This is a genomic window from Pseudomonas sp. BN102 (genome assembly GCF_029871245.1).
Lineage (GTDB): Bacteria > Pseudomonadota > Gammaproteobacteria > Pseudomonadales > Pseudomonadaceae > Metapseudomonas.
The window spans coordinates 125194-143605 of the sequence record NZ_SSON01000073.1 but is presented as its reverse complement, the minus strand read 5'-3'; the positions used below and the strand labels follow the sequence as shown (position 1 = coordinate 143605).

The window sequence follows — 18412 nt, the reverse complement described above, 5'->3', positions numbered from 1 at the left end:
GTCGTTCCGACGCGATGTCATCAATCGCAACGGCGAGCCGTACTCGGCAACCCGCTCGGCTGAAGCGACGACGCCAGGCGCCACACACCCGACTAGCCTGCCCTTCGTTCCGCCGATTCTCTCCCAACCCCTCGCCCGCAAGCGGGAGAGGGGCCGGTCACTTTTCAGTGGAAGAGGAACACCATCTGCGGCGGTTCGTGCATCAGGAAGTCTCGGTGGGAGATGTTCCAGGCGTAAGCGCCGGCGAGGGTGAACACCAGCAGGTCACCGATGGCGAGTTCTGCGACGGGCTGCTGGCGGGCCAGGACGTCCTTCGGCGTGCATAGCTGGCCGACGAGAGTCACGGTCTGCTCTCGCAGGTGTGGCGCCTGGTTGCCGCGCAACACGACGAAGGGGTGGTCGTGACCCTGGGCGGCCGGAGTGCGGAAGTGGTGCGTGCCGCCCCGGGCCACGGCGAAGTACTGGCCATGATTACGCTTGATGTCGAGCACTTGCATCACGTAGTAGCCGCAGGCGGCGCTGATGAAACGACCGATCTCGAAGCGGATGCGGGTATCGGCCATGCCTTCCTCGGCTATTACCTCGGCCAGGCCCCGGCAGAAGCCGGGCCAGTCGAAGGAATGCGCAGGGTCCTGGTAGTTGACGCCCATGCCGCCGCCCACGTTCAACAGGGGCAGGTTCAGGCCCTGCTCGCGGCTGATGCGGCGGAAGGTCCGGCAGTAGGCGCGGATCAGCTGCAGGTGGGCGGGCACGTCGAGCTGATGGGAGAGTAGGTGGAAGTGCAATCCCTTGAGCTCCAGTGCGGGCTCTTGGCGCAGCAGCCCCAGGGCTTCGTCCAGCGCGTCTTCATCGAGGCCGAAGGGGGTGGGCTTGCCCCCCATGACCAGGCGGCTGTCAGGCGCTTCGGCCAGCTTGAGGTTGAGCCGCAGCAACACCGGGGCGCGGTGGCCCCGTACAGAGGCGAGCCGTGCCAGGCGACGCAACTCGTGCACGCTTTCCACGTGAAAGGCATCGATGCGGCAGTCCAGTGCGGCCTCCAGTTCGCTGTCGAGCTTGCCGGGGCCGCCGAAGATCAGCGGCTGATCCGGGCAGTGCTCATGGAGCCAGGCCAGCTCGCCGCCAGAAGCTGCCTCGAAACCATCCACGAGCGGCGCCAGGGTGTGCAGGATGGGCACTTCCGGGTTGGCCTTCGCGGCGTAGAAGAGTTCGCAGCCAGCGGGCAGCGCGGTGCGCATGGCGCGGACGTGGCGCTCCAGTGCCGGCAGGTCGTACAGGTAGGCGCATAGTGGGTCGCGACTTTTGCCGCGCAGGTCGTCGATGGCACGGGTAATGCGCTCGGGGAGGCTCATGGGCGGGCACCGAAGAAGGGGTTGGGCAGGTTGGTGTAGCCGGCGTCACGGTCGGCACGCTGCATCAGGCGGGTCATGAAGTTTTCCTTGCTGGGCAGGGCGGCACCGGCGCACAGGTCGCGCAATTGGTCCGGGTGGCCGAGCTGCTCGCAGTGGTGCTCCAATTTTTGGCCGACACGCGTCCACAGGCGCTTCTCCAGTGCGGCCTGGCCATCGGCGAGGTGGAAAATTGCTTCGCCCAGGTTGTTCACCAGGGCGCAGTAGGCGAACCGCTTCCAGGCCTTGTCCGCGCTGTAGTAGAGGGATGCGCGGGTACGTTCGTCGAGGTGTGCCAGTCGTGCCTGCGGCCAATGCTCGGGGACCAGCTTGGTGCCTTCCAGGTCGCGGACCCAGACGCGACTCGGTAGGCCGTTGTCGTCGAAACCGAGCACCGTGTTCTGCAGGTGCGGCTCCAATACCACGCCATGGCGGAACAGGCAGTGCAGCACGCCACCGAGTAGCAGGTCCGCATAGCGCTCCAGCCAGTGCAGGGCCGCCGCGGCGTGGGACAGGCCGAGGCGCTCGGCGCACTGGCGTACACGCTGGCGGCACACGCTATGGCCGTGCAGGTCCCAGGTGAACAGCGCCATGGCCACCTGCGGCTGGAACGCGGCGCGGCTGACCGCGTCCAGGTTGCGGCGGTAGAGCATGCCGAAGCATTCGGTCACTTCGCGAGCTTCTTCAAGTTCGCCCAGGGCGCTGAGGTCCAGGGTGCTGGCGGCGGGCTCAGGCATCAGCTCGAAGCCCGGCCGAGCCTCGGCCAGTTCGTCCATGATCGGCGTCAGCAGGCGGGTGAGGGCGACCGCGCTGTCCAGCTCGTACCAGGCGTTCTTGCGCACGCAGTTGGTCAGCCGCACGTGCACGGAGAACTTGAGGAAATAGTCCAGGTCCGGGTGGTACAGGGTTCGGACCGACGAGGTGGGGTAAAGTGCCAGCCCCTGGGCGCCGAGGTACTCCATCAGCCCCCGCGCCTGTGCCCGCTGCACCAGCGGGTTGGCGAGGATGCGCTGCACCTCCCAGGGATGGCAGGGGTAAAGGTCGTCGCGGCCGCTGAGCTGCCGCAGGGTGCTGCGCGGGTCGCTGCCCTGGTGGCGCACCAGGGCCGGGTCGACACGGAACCAGTGCAGAGCGAAGCAGGCGCCCACTTCCGGGGAGCAGGCCAGCAAGGCGTCGAGGGAGACGCCCTCGCGGCTCTTGGGCGTCGGGTGCAGCGCATGGCCCCAGACCTGGTGCTGTTCCGAGCGCAGCAGGCTGTCCTCCGGCTGCTGGTTGGCGGGTACGGCGTAGCGCAGGAAGGTGCGGGTGATGTGCAGGCTGTTGCCGATCTGCTGCACCAGCTCGCCATGGCGCTCGGCGCTGGTCAGCGGGGCGAGCAGCAGACGCGCCAGCTCCAGGGCGCCGAGGGGATGCCAGCCCTGGCCGTGGCCCTTGAAGTAGGGCGCGCTGATGAAGCGGCAGCGGCCGAGGAGGCTCGTGCGGTCGGCCAACAGGGCCAGGCGCCCCTTCGGAAGACGGATGCACACGCGCTGGCCGGCGATCTGGCGCAGGCTCATGGGCAGGTCGTGATCCGGGGCATCGAGGCTGGCCTCGCCACGGGGCAGGGCGTACTCGCGCAGGTAGCAGTTGATCAGGCATTCGATGGCGTGGCGCTGGGCGTCGCCCTCGAGTGTACTTTCGTGGAGGGAAGCCAGTTCGTTCGCAAGGTTCATGCAGTTATCTCCCGCGTGGCGGTGAGCAAGGGACGCGCCAGCACCAGCGCCGCGAGGGCGGCCAGGCAGGCGACCAGGAAGGGGGAAGCGATGCCGCAGCTCTGGCTGACCAGGCCTGCGGTGACGCCGGCGGCGGCACCGGCCCATTTGCCGCTGGAGTCGTACCAGCCGAACAGGCGGCCGGCGCTGCCCTGGCGGCTGCGCTGGCTGAGGCAGCGGTGCAGGCCGATGAAGCCGAGCAGCATGCCGGCGCCGCTGAGCAGGCGCAGTGCGAACAGCGGCTCGGGCTGGGTGCTCCAGAATTGCAGGGCATTGGCCAGGGCCAGCAGGCCGAGGCCTGGCAGCAGCAGGTTGGCGGCCTGGCGCTGGGCCCAGGGCAGGGCCAGCAGGTAGACCAGGTGCGGCAGGCTGTAGAGCAGGCCGATGAGGGCGTCGTTGCCCAGCCCCAGGGCTTCGCCGTAGGGGACGAAGTAGGGGAAGGTCACCACCATGGCGAAGCTGAACAGGAACTGCACGGCGAGCAGGCGCGGCAGGTCCTCCGGCAACTGGCCGGGGCTCCCGCCGACGGCGCGGGGGCTGGTCTCGCGCCGGGGCGAATCGGTCGGCAGCGGCAGGATCAGCACGAAGGCCAGCAGCGGCAGCCAGGCCAGCGTCCGGTAGAGCTCCAGCCCCATGCCGCTGGCTGTGAGCAGGCCGAGCAGGATCGGCCCGCTGATCATGGCCAACCGCGCCGAATACTGCGTCCAGTTCAATGCCCGGGAGAGGCTGCCGTCCTTGAGCTGGGTGGCCAGGTAGGCATTGGAGGCCGCCATGGCGCCGCCGAAGGTGCCCTGGATCACCAGGGCCAGCACGAACACCGTGAGGTTGGGGCTGAAGCCGGCCAGCAGGAATCCGGCGCAGAGCCCGGCATGGGCGCGCAGCAACGACAGGCGACAGCCATGACGGTCCGCCAGTTGGCCCCAGAGCGGCGCCGCCAGGGCGGTGCACAGGGTCGGCAGGATGAACAGCACGCCGATGCTCCAGGCCGGCGCACCCGGCGCCAGGTCGGCGAGGATGCGCGGCAGGTACAGTGGAATGCCCAGGGCGGTGAAAGCCGAGAGGTAATGGCCGAGTAACACGCTGGCGATCAGTCGGCGCGGCATGGTTGTGCCTCCAGCAGGAAGTTTGCCGCGCTGTAGCCGTAGAACTTGTTGATGTCCTGCGCCCCGGACTGCGCCTTGCTGAACAGGCTGCCGGCGCTGAGCAGGTACTTCACTGGCAGGGTCGGGCTGTCCAGCAGGAAGCGCCGGGCCTCGAGGCAGTCCAGTCCTTCGCGCTCGAGCTGTTCGATGCAGTCCATCAGGCGTTGGCGCAGGGTGGCGTAGAGCATTTCGCGCGGCGCCAGGCCAGCGTCGGCAATCGCCTCCAGCGGGGCGACCAGGTTCAGTTGCAGGGTGATGGTGCAGAACATTTCCGCCAGGGGCTGACTGTTCGTCACGCGGATGCGCTCGTCGCGCAGCGCGGCAGGTAGGCTGGCGAGGTCGGGGCAGGCTTGGGCGAAGCGCTCGGGCCAGAGGCGCGCGGCGTCGTTGTCTTTCATCAGCAGGCGCATGGGCTGGCCGCTCTGCAGGATCAGCACGGCGTTCTGCTGGTTGGCTTCCAGGGCGATGCCATAGCGCAGCCACAGTCGCAGGTGCACCTGCAGCAGCAGGTCGAGGTAGTCGTCCAGCCAGGCCAGCAGTTCGCCGGCGTGGAAGCGCTTCACCAGTGCTTCGACGAACAGCTGGCCATCGGGCAGCGGACTGGCCAGGGCGGCGACCGGCACCAGGGTGGCCTCGGCCAGTTCGGCCGGATAGCGGCGGGCGATATAGGCCAGGTGCTTGTGGTCGCCGGCGTGCCCGCCGTGCTGCTCATCGACGTGCAGGTAACGCTGGCCCAAGGCCTGGTCGCGCGCGGCAAGGGCTTGCAGGGTGGTCTGAAACCAGTGGCCGTCATAGAGCGTGCTGGGTTTGATCAGCCGCAGATTACGAGCGCCGAGGGTGCTGACCAGCAGTGGCAGCTTGATGTGGCAGTGCGGGTGTTCCACGCACACCAGGGTGCGCACGGAGAGCGTCGGTTCCACCAGCAGGGCGCTGCGCGGGGCCTTGATGCTGCCTGTGGGCAGGCCGTACTGCTCTAGCATCGGCCAGGTCAGCGGATGCACCGGCAGCAGGACGTGACTGGCGACCAGGCCCTCGTCCAGGCCGAGTTCGCCGAAGCTCGGCCAGTGGGCCGGTGACGAGCTGCTGAGGCAGAGCTCGCTTTTCGGAACGGCCAACCAGTTGAGGGCGAAGCGCGGCGCGAACTCCGGCGCGTAGCCCTGCAGCGCCGCCTGGTCGAAGCCGCTCTTGGCGCGGGCGGTGGGGTAGAAGGGGTGGTCGAGGTAGCTGGCGATTCGGTCGATACCGAGCAACCGCTGGCCCCAGGACACTTCATCGAGGATCTTGGCCAGGCGGCCCGCCTGGGACTGGTAGGCCTCGCGGCAGAGACCGCGGTGCAGCGCGGCGCAGTCGGCCTCGTCGCGGTAGCTGGCGAAGAGCGTCAGGCTCTCGGCGTCCAGGCCTTGGCCAAGGTGCTCGAGCCAGCGGTCAAAGCCCTGCTCGACGCGGACCGCGTCCTGGTGGCACCAGAGCCAAGCGTCGGTCCTGGCGCTCCAGGCTTGCAGCGGACCGCCCCGGCGCAATGGCAGCCAGAGCTCGCCGCTGCCCAGGTGTGCGACGCAGAGCCAGTCCTGCGCCGGGGCATCCGGCCATTGGCCGGCCAGCTCCGCCGGCAGGCTGCGCACCTGGCCCTGGCTGACGAGGCCGCGGATGTCTTCGCGCAGGCAGCAGTCGATGATGCGCAGGGCGATCGCCGCCTTATCGGCGCTGCTGGCGGCGCGGCTCATGCCAGCACCCAGCGCAGGTCGGCCAGTGCGGCGGCCAGGCGTGCGTCCAGGCTGGCGGCGTTGGGGGCGATCAGCCGCAGCACGCCGAGGTAATCCTTGTTGGAGTGGCTGAGACGGATCTCGTCGCCGGACTGGTGCAGGGCCCGGTAGTCGCTCCAGTGACCCTCGTGCTCGTGATGGAAGCTGCCGGAGGCTTCGACGAGGTGCCCGGCCCGTTCGGCGACCAGGTAATGCACCAGGGCTTCGGCGGCGCCGCTTTCGGCGTCCGCCATTGGCTCGCCCAGGTGCAGGGCGAGGATGCGGTCGAACCAGCCTTGCGGCAGCAGGCGGTCGAGGAGGAACTCGCGGCCGTCACCGATGCTGCGGTAGTTGATTTCCACCAGCACCGGGCCTTGCGCGGTGAGGATGAATTCGCTGTGGCAAACGCCGAAGTTGATGCCGAAGGCCGCCACCTGGGCCATGGCTGCGGCGCGATGCTCGCGGCAGAGCGGGCCGTTCCAGCGAGCGGCCAGTTCCACGAAATGCGGGGGCGGCGAGAGGGTCACGTCGAAACCGCCGATGGCTTGCAGGCGCTGGCCGTCGCCCAGGGTTTCGAGGGTGAACAGCGGGCCTTCCAGATAGGCCTCCAGCAGCAGGGCGCGGCCGGGGTTGTGCTGCCAGAACTGTGCGCAATAGGCGTTCAGTTCGTCGGCACTGTGGCACAGGCGCACGTCGAGGCTGGCAACGCCCTCTCGGGGCTTGGCTACCAGCGGGAAGGGTGCATCGGCGGGCACCGCGCCGTCTGTCGTGAGAACGTGGAACCACGGCCCGGGGAGGCCGAGCCGCTGCAGGCGCTTGCGCATTTCCGCCTTGTTCTTGGCGGCGTAGCACAGGTGCCAGTCCTTGCCGGGGCAGCCGAAGGTTTCCGCCACCAGGGCGGCAGCAGTCTGCAAGTGATCGCTGTTGGAGAACACGGCCGCTGGGCGCAGGCCGTGGGCGTTGATCAGTTCGACCACCGCCAGCGGGTTGAACACGTCGCACTCCAGAATCTCCAGGCCATCGGCGCAATGGCCCTTTGCGGCGAGTTCACGCCTGTGTGCCTGGGCGTGGTCGCTGACCAGCACCACCGGCAGGCCGCGTTTGCGCGCGGCGGGAAGAAAGCCCTCGGTGATGGCGGGGTGGGCGATGTGGGTGAGAATCACGAGCGGTTGTTGCATGAAAAGCCTCCTGCGGGGCGGCAGTCGTCCCTCCGAACGAGCGGACGACAGGTTTGAAAACCCACCGGCGTCCCGTTGTGCGGGGTCGCAGGCGGACTAGATATGTGCGATGGCGCGGGTCAGAAGCGGTAGTTGACGCCCAGGGAGTGGTCTTCTTCCGCGGCCTGTGCGGTGCTCAGGGCGAGCAGGCTGAGGAGCCGGGCGAGCAGATGGCTGGCTGTTGTCATCGGGGCTACTTCAGTGGGCGCCTTGCAGTTGGGTAAGGCGGGCTTTCAGGGCGTTCTGCAACAGGCCGCGGTCCTCGCCGGCCAGGTAGAGGCGAATGCCCAGTGCCTGCCAGTGCTGCTGTTGCTCGGGGGTTCGCGGGTTGGCGCAGAAGGGAATGCCCGCTGCTTCACAGTCCCGCGCCATCTCCTGCAGGGCAACCCAGACCCTCGGGTGCAGCGGGTCGGGCCCCACATGAAGGTCGAGGGCGAGGTCGAGGGCGCCTTCCAGCACCATGCCAATGCCGGGAAGCTTGAGGATGTCGGGCAGGGCCCTGAGTCCGGCGGCGCTTTCGATCATCGGCACGATGGGGCGGGCCTGGTTGGCCAGATCGATGTACTGCGGCAGCGGCAGGCGGCCGAAGCCGGTGATGCGGCCGCCAGTGATGCCGCGCCGGCCTAGCGGCGGGAACAGCGCCGCTTCCACGGCCCGGGCCACCTCTTCGGCGCTTTCCACCCGCGGCAGGACGATGGCTTCGGCGCCGGCATCCAGCGCCCGCCCGATCAGCTTGGCGTCGACTTCCGGAACTCGCAGCCAGGGCGAGATGCCGGCCGACTCGCAAGCGCGCAGGCAATGCATCAGTTCGTCGCCGGAACGCAGCAGGTGCTCCATGTCGAGGATGACGAAGTGATAGCCGGCCGCGGCGATCATCTCGCAGAGAAGAGGGGAGGGAACCGAGTTGAGCAGGCCGTACGCGCTCTCGCCGTTCCTAATCCGGGTGATGACAGGTGATGTCCGAATCATTCGCTTCAATCCGTATGAAAAGCGTTGGCGAATGATAATGATTGTCAATCGAATGTAAACGGCTTTTTATGGAACGTGAGTCTCGAAAAGGGTCTACGGAGCGGGGTACTCGATGCTGACAACAGGGAAGGGGATGGACTGAGGCGCGGACGAACGGCGGTCGCCAAGGTTGTCCCGGTTCCGCCAAATCTGCGGTATTATCCGCGGCCCCCTTTCCCGCGGCTGCCCTTGGCTGCAGGGGAGCGGGTGTATAATTGACTCCGCGCCACCGCGCACGCAGGTCCAGTCCTATGTCACACCTCTCCGAACGCTTTCTGGTCCAGGCCCACCTTGCCGCCAAGCAGCCCAAGCAGCTGACGGCCGAAGAGGAGGCACACTATCGTGCCGCGATTGCCGCCGAGCTCAAGGCCCGGGACGCCGTGCTGGTGGCGCATTACTACTGCGATCCGGTGATCCAGGCGCTAGCCGAGGAAACCGGCGGCTGCGTCTCCGATTCCCTGGAAATGGCCCGTTTCGGCAACCAGCACGCGGCGCAGACCGTCGTGGTGGCTGGTGTGCGCTTCATGGGCGAGACCGCGAAGATCCTCAATCCGGAAAAGCGCGTGCTGATGCCGACCCTCGAGGCGACCTGTTCCCTTGACCTGGGGTGCCCGGTGGACGAGTTCTCGGCCTTCTGCGACCAGCATCCCGAGCGCACGGTGGTGGTCTACGCCAACACCTCCGCTGCAGTGAAGGCCCGTGCCGACTGGGTGGTGACCTCCAGCTGCGCCCTGGAAATCGTCGAGAGCCTGATGGACAACGGCGAGACGATCATCTGGGCGCCGGACCAGCACCTGGGCCGCTACATCCAGCGTGAAACCGGTGCCGATATGCTGCTCTGGGATGGTGCCTGCATCGTCCACGAGGAGTTCAAGGCCAAGCAGCTGGAAGACATGAAGGCGCTCTATCCGGACGCCGCCGTGCTGGTCCACCCGGAATCCCCCGAGGCGGTGATCGAACTGGCCGACGCGGTGGGCTCCACCAGCCAACTGATCAAGGCGGCGCAGACCCTGCCGAACAAGACCTTCATCGTCGCCACCGACCGCGGCATCTTCTACAAGATGCAGCAGCTGTGCCCGGACAAGCAGTTCATCGAGGCCCCCACCGCCGGCAATGGCGCGGCGTGCCGCAGCTGCGCCCATTGCCCCTGGATGGCCATGAATACCCTGGAGCGCACCCTGCAATGCCTGCGTGAGGGCACCAACGAGATATTCGTCGACCCGGCATTGATCCCGAAGGCGATCAAGCCGCTCAAGCGCATGCTCGACTTCACCCAGGCTGCGCGCCTGAAGCAGGCCGGCAACGCCTGATTCCCATCAGATAGCGAAAAGCCCGGACTAATCCGGGCTTTTCCGTTTCCGTAGGCGTGAATTCATTCGCGATGCCAGGCGGCCTGTTCGGAGCAGGCCCTAGCCCGTCTCGCGGCGGGAGAGGGGCTATCGGCCTCAGCGCATCATCTGCTTGACGATCCTCTCCTGCTCGATCACTTCCTGTTGACGCGCATCGATGCGTGCGGCCAGCGGGAAGTTGCCGCTGGCGCGACGCTTGGCGAAGTCCAGTTGCTCGATTGCCTGGGGGAAGTCGCCCACCAGGGCGAAGTACTCGGCTCGGGCCTGGTGCAGGCCGATGGTATTGCCGGCCAGGCCGCGCACTTCGGCCACCTGGTACCAGATGTCCGGGTCGTCAGACCGGGTCTTGAGCAGGTTGTCGAGGACCTTCTCGGCTTCTTTCGGCTTGTTCTGCTTGAGCAGGAGGTCGCTGCGGGCCTGCTTCAGCGGGTAGCTGTTCGGGTACTGGCCGAGCAATCGGTCGACCCGCTGCTGGGCGTCGGCCAGGCGGTTGGCCGTGATGTCCAGGTCCACCTGGGCCAGGTTGTAGACGATCTCGTTGGGTGCCTTGGCCAGCAGGGGGGCGAGGTTCTCCCGCGCCTGGTTCAGCTGGCCGCCCTTGATCAGGGCAATGGCCAGGCCGTAGCGGGCTGCGTCCAGTTTCGGCTCTTCGTCGAGCATGGCGCGGAAGCGCTTGGTGGCGATGCCCGGGGTTTCCTCGAACATGAGCTGCACGCGGGCGCGCATCAACTGGTAGCGCAGGCTGTTCTCGATGCCGCCAGCGGGCAACTGCTCGGCGCGGTTGCGGGTGTCGGCGATACGGGATTCGGTCACCGGGTGGGTCAGGAGGAATTCCGGTGGCTTGGCATCGTAGCGGTACTGGCGCATCAATCGCTCGAACATACGCGGCATGGCGCGCGGGTCGTAGCCGGCTTTTTCCAGGTTGAGGATGCCGATGCGGTCGGCTTCCTGTTCGTTCTGCCGGGAGAAGCGGCGCTGTTCCTGGATGGCCGCTGCCTGGGTGGACATGATAGCCGCCATGCCGGCATCACCGGCGCCGGCCGCCGCCGCGACTATGCCGGCGAGCATCGCCGCCATCACCGGAATCTGCATGCGTTGCTGGGCCTCGACGCCGCGGGCGAAGTGGCGCTGCGACAAGTGCGCCAGTTCGTGGGCCAGCACCGAGGCGTACTCGGCTTCGTTCGGGGCATAGAGGAAGAGGCCGCCGTTGACGCCGATGATTCCGCCGGGGGCGGCGAAGGCGTTGAGTTGCGGGCTGTTGAGCAGCACGAATTCCAGGCGGCGGTCTTGCAGTTGGCTGGTTTCGGCCAGACGGTAGACACTGGTCTCGACATAGTCTTTCAGCTGCGGGTCACTGAGTTGCGGAACCTGGCCGCGCAACAGGCTCAGCCAGGCGCGTCCGAGCTGGTGTTCCTGTTCCGGTGAAACGACGGAAGAGCTGGAATCCCCCAGCGACGGCAGGTCGTCGGCCATGACGGGTGAAGCGAGAAAACAGGCAAGCGTCAGCAGAGTGGGGCGCAGAAGATTCATGCACTGGGCTCGTTGGCGGCAAAGGCCTAACTGTAGCCTCCTGGGCTGCCGGCTGGCCAGGGTTGCGCTGCCTTGGGTATCCTAACCGCCCGCTCAAGTTTCAACGTCCGCGACCTTCCCGAGCGACCCGCGAGGCGCCTTTCCCGGAGAACCACCATGACTGACACCGCGAGTCGACCCGAGGCCTTCGACGCCGAGCTGGATGCCAGCGGCCTGAACTGCCCCTTGCCGCTGCTCAAGGCCAAGCTCGAGCTCAATCGCCTGCCCAGTGGCGCGGTGCTCAAGGTGATCGCCACCGACGCTGGCTCCCAGCGCGATTTCCGCGCTTTCGCGCAGCTGGCCGGGCACCAGTTGCTGCGGGAAGAGGTCGAAGACGGCGTGTACCGCTACTGGCTGCGCAAGGCTTGACCCCCCGGGCCCGGACGCCCGGGCCATTCAAGGATTTCCAATGCTCAAGGTGCTTCGCGACTGGGTTCAGCGCTATTTCTCCGATGAAGAGGCCGTGGTGCTCGCCGTGGTCCTGGTACTCGGCTTCACCGCCGTCCTCACCCTCGGCAACATGCTCGCGCCGGTGCTTGCCGGGCTGGTACTGGCCTTCCTCATGCAGGGGCTGGTGAATCTGCTGGAGCGCCTGCGGCTGCCCCAGACCCTGGCGGTATGGATAGTCTTCGCGCTGTTCATCGGCGTCCTGGCGCTGATCATGGGTGTGCTGGTGCCGCTGCTCTGGCAGCAGCTCAGCACTCTGTTCCAGGAGCTGCCGGGGATGCTCGGCGAATGGCAATCGCTATTGCTGCTGCTGCCCGAGCGCTATCCGCACCTGGTGACCGATGAGCAGGTGCTCAAGGCCATCGAAGTCACCCGCAGCGAAGTGGGCAAGTTCGGCCAATGGGCGCTGACCTTCTCGCTGTCGAGCCTGCCGCTGCTGGTCAACATCATGATCTACCTGGTGCTGGTGCCCATCCTGGTGTTCTTCTTCCTGAAGGACCGCGAGCTGATCGGGCGCTGGCTCGTCGGCTACCTGCCCAGCGAGCGCGGCCTGATGACCCAGGTCTGGGACGAGATGAACACCCAGATCGCCAACTACATCCGCGGCAAGGTGATCGAGATCGTCATCTGCGGCGGCGTCACCTACGTCGCCTTCGTCTCCCTGGGCCTCAACTACGCGGCCCTGCTGGCCTTGCTAGTGGGGCTCTCGGTGATCGTTCCCTACATCGGCGCGGTGGTGGTGACAGTGCCGGTGGCGCTGATCGCGTTGTTCCAGTGGGGCTGGAGCGACCAGTTCATCTACCTGATGGTGGTCTACACCGTGATCCAGACCCTGGACGGCAATGTGCTGGTGCCGCTGCTGTTCTCCGAGGCGGTGAACCTGCACCCGGTGGCGATTATCTGCGCCGTGCTACTGTTCGGCGGGCTCTGGGGCTTCTGGGGTGTGTTCTTCGCCATCCCGCTGGCCACGCTGTTCAAGGCCGTGCTCGACGCCTGGCCGCGAGCCGGACCAGTTCTGCGGGACGCGTAGGCAGACCATGAAAAAGCCCGGAATATTCCGGGCTTTTTCATTGCGGTGGGCTTCAGCCCTTGTTCAGCGCCTGGGCCGCGGCCAGCACGGTATCCACATGGCCCGGCACCTTCACGCCGCGCCATTCCTGGCGCAGCACGCCGCCCTTGTCGATCAGGAAGGTGCTGCGGTCCACGCCCAGGTATTCCTTGCCGTAGAGCTTTTTCAGCTTGATCACGTCGAACAGCTGGCAGAGCGACTCATCCTTGTCGGAGATCAGCTCGAAGGGGAATTCCTGCTTGCACTTGAAGTTCTCGTGGGACTTCAGGCCGTCGCGGGATGCGCCGAACACCACCGTGTTGGCCGCCAGGAAGGCCGCGTGCTGGTCGCGGAAGCCCTGGCCTTCGGTGGTGCACCCGGGGGTGCTGTCCTTGGGATAGAAGTAGATCACCACTTGCTTGCCTTTGAGCGCCGACAGGCTGACCTCCTGGCAGCTGGTGGCCTGGGCGGTAAAGTCGGGGACGGGGTTGTCCAGGGATACGGCCATGTCTGCTTGCTCCTTAGGGGTGCTGTGGGCGCCAGGGTTCGATCAGCGCGTCCAGGTTCAGGGCATCGGCGAAGTCCAGGAACTGGTCGCGCAGCCAGCTGATCTGGGTGCCGGCCGGCAGGGTCACGGTGATGGTGGCGTTGAGCATGGTGCTGCCGGTCTGCGGTGCCTGGTAGGTGTCGCAGGTGAGATTCTCCAGCTCGATGCGATGATCGATGAAGAACTGGCACAGCTCGTTGAGGATGTCCGGGCGGTACACCGCGCTGACGTAGGCCACGTAGGGCAGGGCCTGGGGGCGGATATCCAGGGCGCTGCTGCGGGTCACGTTGGCGGTGAAGGCATGGCGCTTGGACAGCGCCGTCAGGCCTGCTTCCAGCCGCGCCAGGCCGTCCCAGCTGCCGGAGATCTGCAGCACCAGGGCGCAGAATTCGCCATGGCGGGTCAGCCGGCTGCTGACCACTGCACAGCGGTTTTCCTGGCTGGCTCGGCACAGCACGTTGGTCAGCTCCATCGGGTTACGGCCCAGGGCACTGATCAGAAGGAATTGTTCGCGGGGCGGGGTGGTGGACATGCAGCGTTCCTAAAACGAGGGGAGGGCGGCCGGGCCGCGCTGTTCAAACAGGGAAGGTTAGCGAAAAGCGCAGCCGAGGGAAATGCCGGAGCCGCCTGACGGCCTCGCGTTCACCTTGTGCAAGGCCAGTGCCGACAGTACCATTACGGCTCTCTTTTTCCGGCAGGAGCGGTTGCATGATTGCGGGCAGTATGGTGGCACTGGTTACGCCCATGGATGCACAGGGTCAACTGGACTGGGATAGCCTGGCCAAACTCGTGGACTTCCATCTTCAAGAGGGCACCAACGCCATAGTCGCCGTCGGCACCACGGGTGAGTCCGCCACGCTGGACGTCGGCGAGCACGTCGAAGTGATCCGCCGCGTGGTGGACCAGGTCAATGGCCGCATCCCGGTCATCGCCGGCACCGGTGGCAACTCCACTCGCGAGTCGGTCGAGCTCACCGCCGCCGCCAAGAAAGTCGGCGCCGATGCCTGCCTGCTGGTGACCCCCTACTACAACAAGCCGACCCAGGAAGGCCTGTACCAGCATTTCCGCCACATCGCCGAGAACGTGGCCATCCCGCAGATCCTCTACAACGTACCGGGCCGCACCGTCTGCGACATGCTCCCGGAAACCGTCGAACGCCTGTCCAAGATCAGCAACATCATCGGCATCAAGGAAGCCACTGGCGACCTGCAGCGCGGTCAGGAAGTGCTGGATCGCGTCAGCAAGGACTTCCTCGTGTACTCCGGTGACGACGCCACCGCCGTCGAGCTGATGCTGATGGGCGGCAAGGGCAACATCTCGGTGACCGCCAACGTCGCACCGCGCGCCATGGCCGACCTCTGCGCCGCCGCCATGCGTGGTGAGGCCGAAGCTGCCCGCGCCATCAACGACAAGCTGATGCCGCTGCACAAGGCCCTGTTCATCGAGTCCAACCCGATTCCGGTGAAGTTCGCACTGCACGAAATGGGATTGATCCCCGATGGTATCCGCCTGCCGCTGACCTGGCTCAGCCCGCGCTGCCATGAACCGCTGCGTCAGGCAATGCGCCAGTCCGGCCTGCTCGCTTAACCCAAGGAAGCATTACGCATGAAGCGACTGGCCGGACTTTCCGCTCTCGCCCTGATCATTTCCAGCACCAGCGGTTGCGGCTGGCTCTGGGGTCAAGATGGCTACTTCCGCGACCGTGGCAGCGACTACCTGGAAGCTCGCCAGACCGCGCCCATGCAACTTCCCCCGGCTGTCGACGCCAAGCGCCTCGACCCGCTGCTGCCGGTACCGATGAACGTGGCCGACAGCCGCGCCGAAGGTGAATTCGAAGTGCCCCGTCCGCAGGCCCTCCAGGCCAAGGGCGAGGTCAGCGACTACAGCCTGCAGAAGAGCGGCGACTCCCGTTGGGTGGTCGCCCAGCGCGTGCCCGCCGAAGTCTGGCCGGTGGCTCGCCAGTTCTTCGAGGACGGTGGCTTCCGCATCGCCGACGAGCGCCCGCAGACCGGTGAATTCAGCACCGACTGGCAGCGCCTCGACCAGCTCTCCGGTCCCCTGGCCCGCCGCCTGGGCAGCCGCGTCAGCGGCGTCGAGCCGGACAGCGAGGTTCGTGCCCGGGTGCGTATCGAGCCGGGTGTGCAGCGCAATACCAGCGAAATCTTCGTCCTGACCACCACCCGCCCGGCCGGCAGCACCGCCGACACCGGCTGGCCGAGCCGTTCCGACAGCCCGAGCCTGGAGGCCGCCCTGGTCGACGAAATGCTCGCCAGCCTGGCCCGCAGCGCCGAACAGGGCGGTTCCGTGTCCCTGCTCGCCGCCCGCGACTTCGACGCACCGAACCGCGTAACCCTCTCCGAGGATGGCAACGGCAACCCCATGCTCAGCCTTGGTGCCGACTTCGATCGCTCCTGGTCCAGCGTCGGCCGCGCCCTGGAAGCCGGCGACGTGCGCGTCGACGACATCAACCGCAGCCTGGGCGTCTACTACATCAACCTCGCCGAAGGCGCGGTGAAGAAGGATGAGAAACCCGGCTTCTTCAGCAGCCTGTGGGGCAGCGACCCCAGCGAAGAAGAGATCGAGGCCCGCGCCGAGCGCTACCAGGTTCGCCTGACCCGCGTCGGCGACAGCGTGCAGGTCACCGTGGAGAAGGACATCAACACCGTGGCCCCCGCCGATGTGGCGCGCCGCGTGCTGACCCTGATCCAGGAAAACCTCGGCTAAGCGTGGCTGGCCGCTCCATTCAGCGGCAGGCCGTGGAAACAACAAGGCGAAACCCTCGGGTTTCGCCTGTTTCGTTTGATAAAGGCGGAAAAACGACATGAGCACACCCACCAGCCTCAGCCTGAAGAAAATCTACTCGGGCAAGGTCCGCGACCTTTACGAAATCGATGCCAAGCGCATGCTGATGGTCGCCACCGACCGCCTCTCCGCGTTCGACGTGATCCTCGACCAGCCGATCCCGGAAAAGGGCAAGATCCTCACCGCCATCTCCAATTTCTGGTTCGACAAGCTCTCGGGCCTGGTGCCCAACCACTTCACCGGCGACAAGGTGGAAGACGTGGTGCCGGCGGCCGAACTGCCCCTGGTGGAAGGTCGCGCAGTGGTGGCCAAGCGCCTCAAGCCGGTGGCCGTCGAAGCCATCGTGCGTGGCTACATCGTCGGTTCCGGCTGGAAGGAGTACCAGAAGACCGGCACCGTCTGCGGCATCCAGCTGCCGACCGGCCTGAAGGAAGCGTCCAAGCTGCCGCAACCCATCTTCACCCCCTCGACCAAGGCCGCCGTCGGCGACCACGACGAGAACATCTCCTTCGAACAGTGCGAAGCCATCATCGGCAAGGAACTGGCCGCCAAGGTCCGTGACACCGCTATCGCTCTCTACAGCACCGCCGTCGAATACGCCGCCACCCGCGGCATCATCATCGCCGACACCAAGTTCGAATTCGGCCTCGACGAAGACGGCACCCTGACCCTGATGGACGAAGTGCTGACCCCTGATTCCAGCCGCTTCTGGCCGGTTGAAAGCTATGTCGAAGGCAAGAACCCGCCGAGCTTCGACAAGCAGTTCGTCCGCGACTGGCTGGAATCCACCGGCTGGAACAAGGAACCGCCAGCCCCGGCCGTGCCCGCCGAAGTCGCCCAGAAGACCGCGGACAAGTACCGCGAAGCCCTGACCAAGCTGACTTCCTGATTCGTTTTCCGTCCCTCTCCCTCCGGGAGAGGGACGGGGGTGAAGGGGCATCCCATCGCTGGGACTCCGCCATCCTCGCAACCATCTGAAACCACGCGAAAAAAACTCGCCACGGGCTTCGCCAATGGCCGATGAACTGGTATGATGCGCGCCGTTCGGGAAGATGCCGGAGTGGCCGAACGGGACGGATTCGAAATCCGTTGTGTCAGCAATGGCACCTAGGGTTCAAATCCCTATCTTCCCGCCATATCTAGAAAGCCCCCGCAAATCAGTGGTTTGCGGGGGTTTTTGTTTGTGCGTTGTACGTAACTATTGTACGTAACTATTGTACGTAACTATTGTACGTAACTATTGTACGTAACTACGCCCCGCCTACCGCATCTGTGCCCTGTGGACGTTCCTGTAGGCGCCTTCGGGTCAACCCCATCCTTCCGGCCCTAGCTGCCACAAATAAAAAAGCCACCGCGTTTACGTATGCCCGATGGGGAAAGAGCTGCGATGGCTTGTTGTCCCGTAAGGGGACACTTCCAGAATACGCCCTGTGTACCAGGGCAAGCGCGCGGGTGACAGATGGCAGGAGGAAAAGAGGCCGTCACGGCCTGCGAGCATACGCATGGGGGGAATTGCCGTGACGACCTTAAGATAAACGCCCCCGCGACGGTGGGGGTGATTGTGAATAGTAGATGACAGTGGGAAGGATTCCAGTACGATCGTTCCAAACGTGAACGCCTACCGTCGCCAACAGGCCTTCTGACACACTGCCAGAAGTAAACCAGCATGCAGGACGCCGCAGCATGAAAGCCCCTTCCGATATCAAGATACTGAGTAAAATTTACAAGCTGTATTACGAAGAATATAAAAAACTATTCCACGGAAGTAGAAAACGGAAGAAAAACTAAAATCTTCGTGCCAATTGACTGCCAGATGATTGCGAACGAACTCGACACTGACGGGGACATAATCTTCGGGCGTCTCTACTACCACATGGAACAAAAGTACGGCTACCGCCGAGACGATGGGTCCAGAGTTGCGTTCTTCCTGCTACAGGCGGGGAACGACCACAAATGCGTTAACTTCCCGCTCCTTGCATCCGTACTCGCCGGCATGCAAGAGGAGGACAGCAAGTTTAAAGTCTCCACATGGCTTTCTACCGTAGCAATCGTTGTGGCTGTAGGGACTGCAATAGCTCAGGTTTTACAGTCATAAAACCCTTCTTCCAATTGTAAATTTCCAAATTTCCGCTCAAATTTTCGACCACATTTTTTAGCGTTTGGAATTCCCGCCAAAAAATATCAAGGCTCTCTCTTAGGGGCTTAACAAGCCGCACAGGGGGCCAACGAAACGCGATTATTTACCAAAATATCGACAGCCATTCTCGCCGCCTGAAACGGCCCACAACACGCAGAACGTTTCCCCTGCTCAGAAAAAGGGGGCAGATTTATTTAATTGCTCTAATCCTGATCGCTCAGCCGGTCTTTGAGTAGAGAAAATAAATCTGTCCCCTTATTACTTTTTT

Annotated in this window: 16 protein-coding genes and 1 tRNA gene; 8 read left to right on the top strand and 9 right to left on the bottom strand. The window is 65.2% G+C overall.

The annotated features are described in order from the left end of the window. Positions 1–164: 164 nt before the first annotated feature. The 6 genes from E8F12_RS19990 to E8F12_RS19965 form a co-directional block, all read right to left on the bottom strand. On the bottom strand, positions 165–1349 hold the full coding sequence (locus E8F12_RS19990; RefSeq protein WP_280326930.1) for a type III PLP-dependent enzyme: 1185 nt from the start codon (positions 1347–1349) through the stop codon (positions 165–167). After that, positions 1346–3097 (bottom strand): IucA/IucC family protein, encoded by a 1752-nt coding sequence (locus E8F12_RS19985; RefSeq protein ID WP_280326929.1) that lies wholly within the window; start codon positions 3095–3097, stop codon positions 1346–1348. The genes E8F12_RS19990 and E8F12_RS19985 overlap by 4 nt, the downstream gene beginning before the upstream one ends. Continuing rightward, entirely contained in the window at positions 3094–4239 is a 1146-nt protein-coding gene (locus E8F12_RS19980; RefSeq protein WP_280326928.1) for an MFS transporter, read from the bottom strand. Before E8F12_RS19980 ends, E8F12_RS19985 begins: the two co-directional genes overlap by 4 nt. After that, the gene (locus E8F12_RS19975) at positions 4224–6002 is read right to left on the bottom strand and encodes an IucA/IucC family protein (protein ID WP_280326927.1); all 1779 of its coding nucleotides are present in this window, start codon (positions 6000–6002) and stop codon (positions 4224–4226) included. Before E8F12_RS19975 ends, E8F12_RS19980 begins: the two co-directional genes overlap by 16 nt. Further along, complete coding sequence (locus E8F12_RS19970; protein WP_280326926.1) at positions 5999–7198, bottom strand: ATP-grasp domain-containing protein; 1200 nt, start codon at positions 7196–7198, stop codon at positions 5999–6001. The genes E8F12_RS19975 and E8F12_RS19970 overlap by 4 nt, the downstream gene beginning before the upstream one ends. 237 nt (positions 7199–7435) lie before the next feature. Further along, the gene (locus tag E8F12_RS19965; RefSeq protein ID WP_280326925.1) at positions 7436–8206 is read right to left on the bottom strand and encodes an aldolase/citrate lyase family protein; all 771 of its coding nucleotides are present in this window, start codon (positions 8204–8206) and stop codon (positions 7436–7438) included. 290 nt (positions 8207–8496) lie between these two features. On the opposite strand from E8F12_RS19965, the gene nadA reads away from it, so the two are divergent. Then, entirely contained in the window at positions 8497–9555 is a 1059-nt protein-coding gene (gene nadA / locus E8F12_RS19960; RefSeq protein ID WP_280326924.1) for a quinolinate synthase NadA, read from the top strand. Between the two features lie 135 nt (positions 9556–9690). On the opposite strand, the gene E8F12_RS19955 is transcribed toward nadA, so the two are convergent. Further along, positions 9691–11124 carry a M48 family metalloprotease gene (locus E8F12_RS19955; protein ID WP_280326923.1) on the bottom strand — a complete coding sequence of 478 codons (1434 nt, stop codon included), beginning with the start codon at positions 11122–11124 and terminating at the stop codon, positions 9691–9693. Positions 11125–11280: 156 nt separating this feature from the next. On the opposite strand from E8F12_RS19955, the gene E8F12_RS19950 reads away from it, so the two are divergent. Then, the gene (locus E8F12_RS19950; RefSeq protein ID WP_280326922.1) at positions 11281–11532 is read left to right on the top strand and encodes a sulfurtransferase TusA family protein; all 252 of its coding nucleotides are present in this window, start codon (positions 11281–11283) and stop codon (positions 11530–11532) included. Between the two features lie 40 nt (positions 11533–11572). Continuing rightward, positions 11573–12640 (top strand): AI-2E family transporter, encoded by a 1068-nt coding sequence (locus E8F12_RS19945; RefSeq protein WP_280326921.1) that lies wholly within the window; start codon positions 11573–11575, stop codon positions 12638–12640. Between the two features lie 52 nt (positions 12641–12692). Here the strand turns inward: E8F12_RS19945 and E8F12_RS19940 are convergent, their stop codons facing one another. Beyond that, a complete protein-coding gene (locus E8F12_RS19940; protein WP_280326920.1) occupies positions 12693–13166 on the bottom strand; it encodes a peroxiredoxin in 474 nt (157 codons plus the stop codon). 13 nt (positions 13167–13179) lie between these two features. Then, on the bottom strand, positions 13180–13737 hold the full coding sequence (locus E8F12_RS19935) for a glycine cleavage system protein R (protein WP_280326919.1): 558 nt from the start codon (positions 13735–13737) through the stop codon (positions 13180–13182). Between the two features lie 176 nt (positions 13738–13913). On the opposite strand from E8F12_RS19935, the gene dapA reads away from it, so the two are divergent. From dapA to E8F12_RS19910, 5 genes are all read left to right on the top strand, one after another. Next, the gene (dapA, locus tag E8F12_RS19930; RefSeq protein ID WP_280326918.1) at positions 13914–14792 is read left to right on the top strand and encodes a 4-hydroxy-tetrahydrodipicolinate synthase; all 879 of its coding nucleotides are present in this window, start codon (positions 13914–13916) and stop codon (positions 14790–14792) included. Positions 14793–14810: 18 nt separating this feature from the next. Further along, entirely contained in the window at positions 14811–15929 is a 1119-nt protein-coding gene (bamC, locus tag E8F12_RS19925; RefSeq protein WP_280287157.1) for an outer membrane protein assembly factor BamC, read from the top strand. Positions 15930–16026: 97 nt separating this feature from the next. Next, complete coding sequence (locus E8F12_RS19920) at positions 16027–16896, top strand: phosphoribosylaminoimidazolesuccinocarboxamide synthase (protein ID WP_280326917.1); 870 nt, start codon at positions 16027–16029, stop codon at positions 16894–16896. 157 nt (positions 16897–17053) lie between these two features. Further along, positions 17054–17143: transfer RNA gene (locus tag E8F12_RS19915), tRNA-Ser, on the top strand. A 677-nt stretch (positions 17144–17820) separates the two neighbouring features. Continuing rightward, on the top strand, positions 17821–18102 hold the full coding sequence (locus tag E8F12_RS19910) for a hypothetical protein (protein WP_280326916.1): 282 nt from the start codon (positions 17821–17823) through the stop codon (positions 18100–18102). Positions 18103–18412 lie beyond the last annotated feature (310 nt).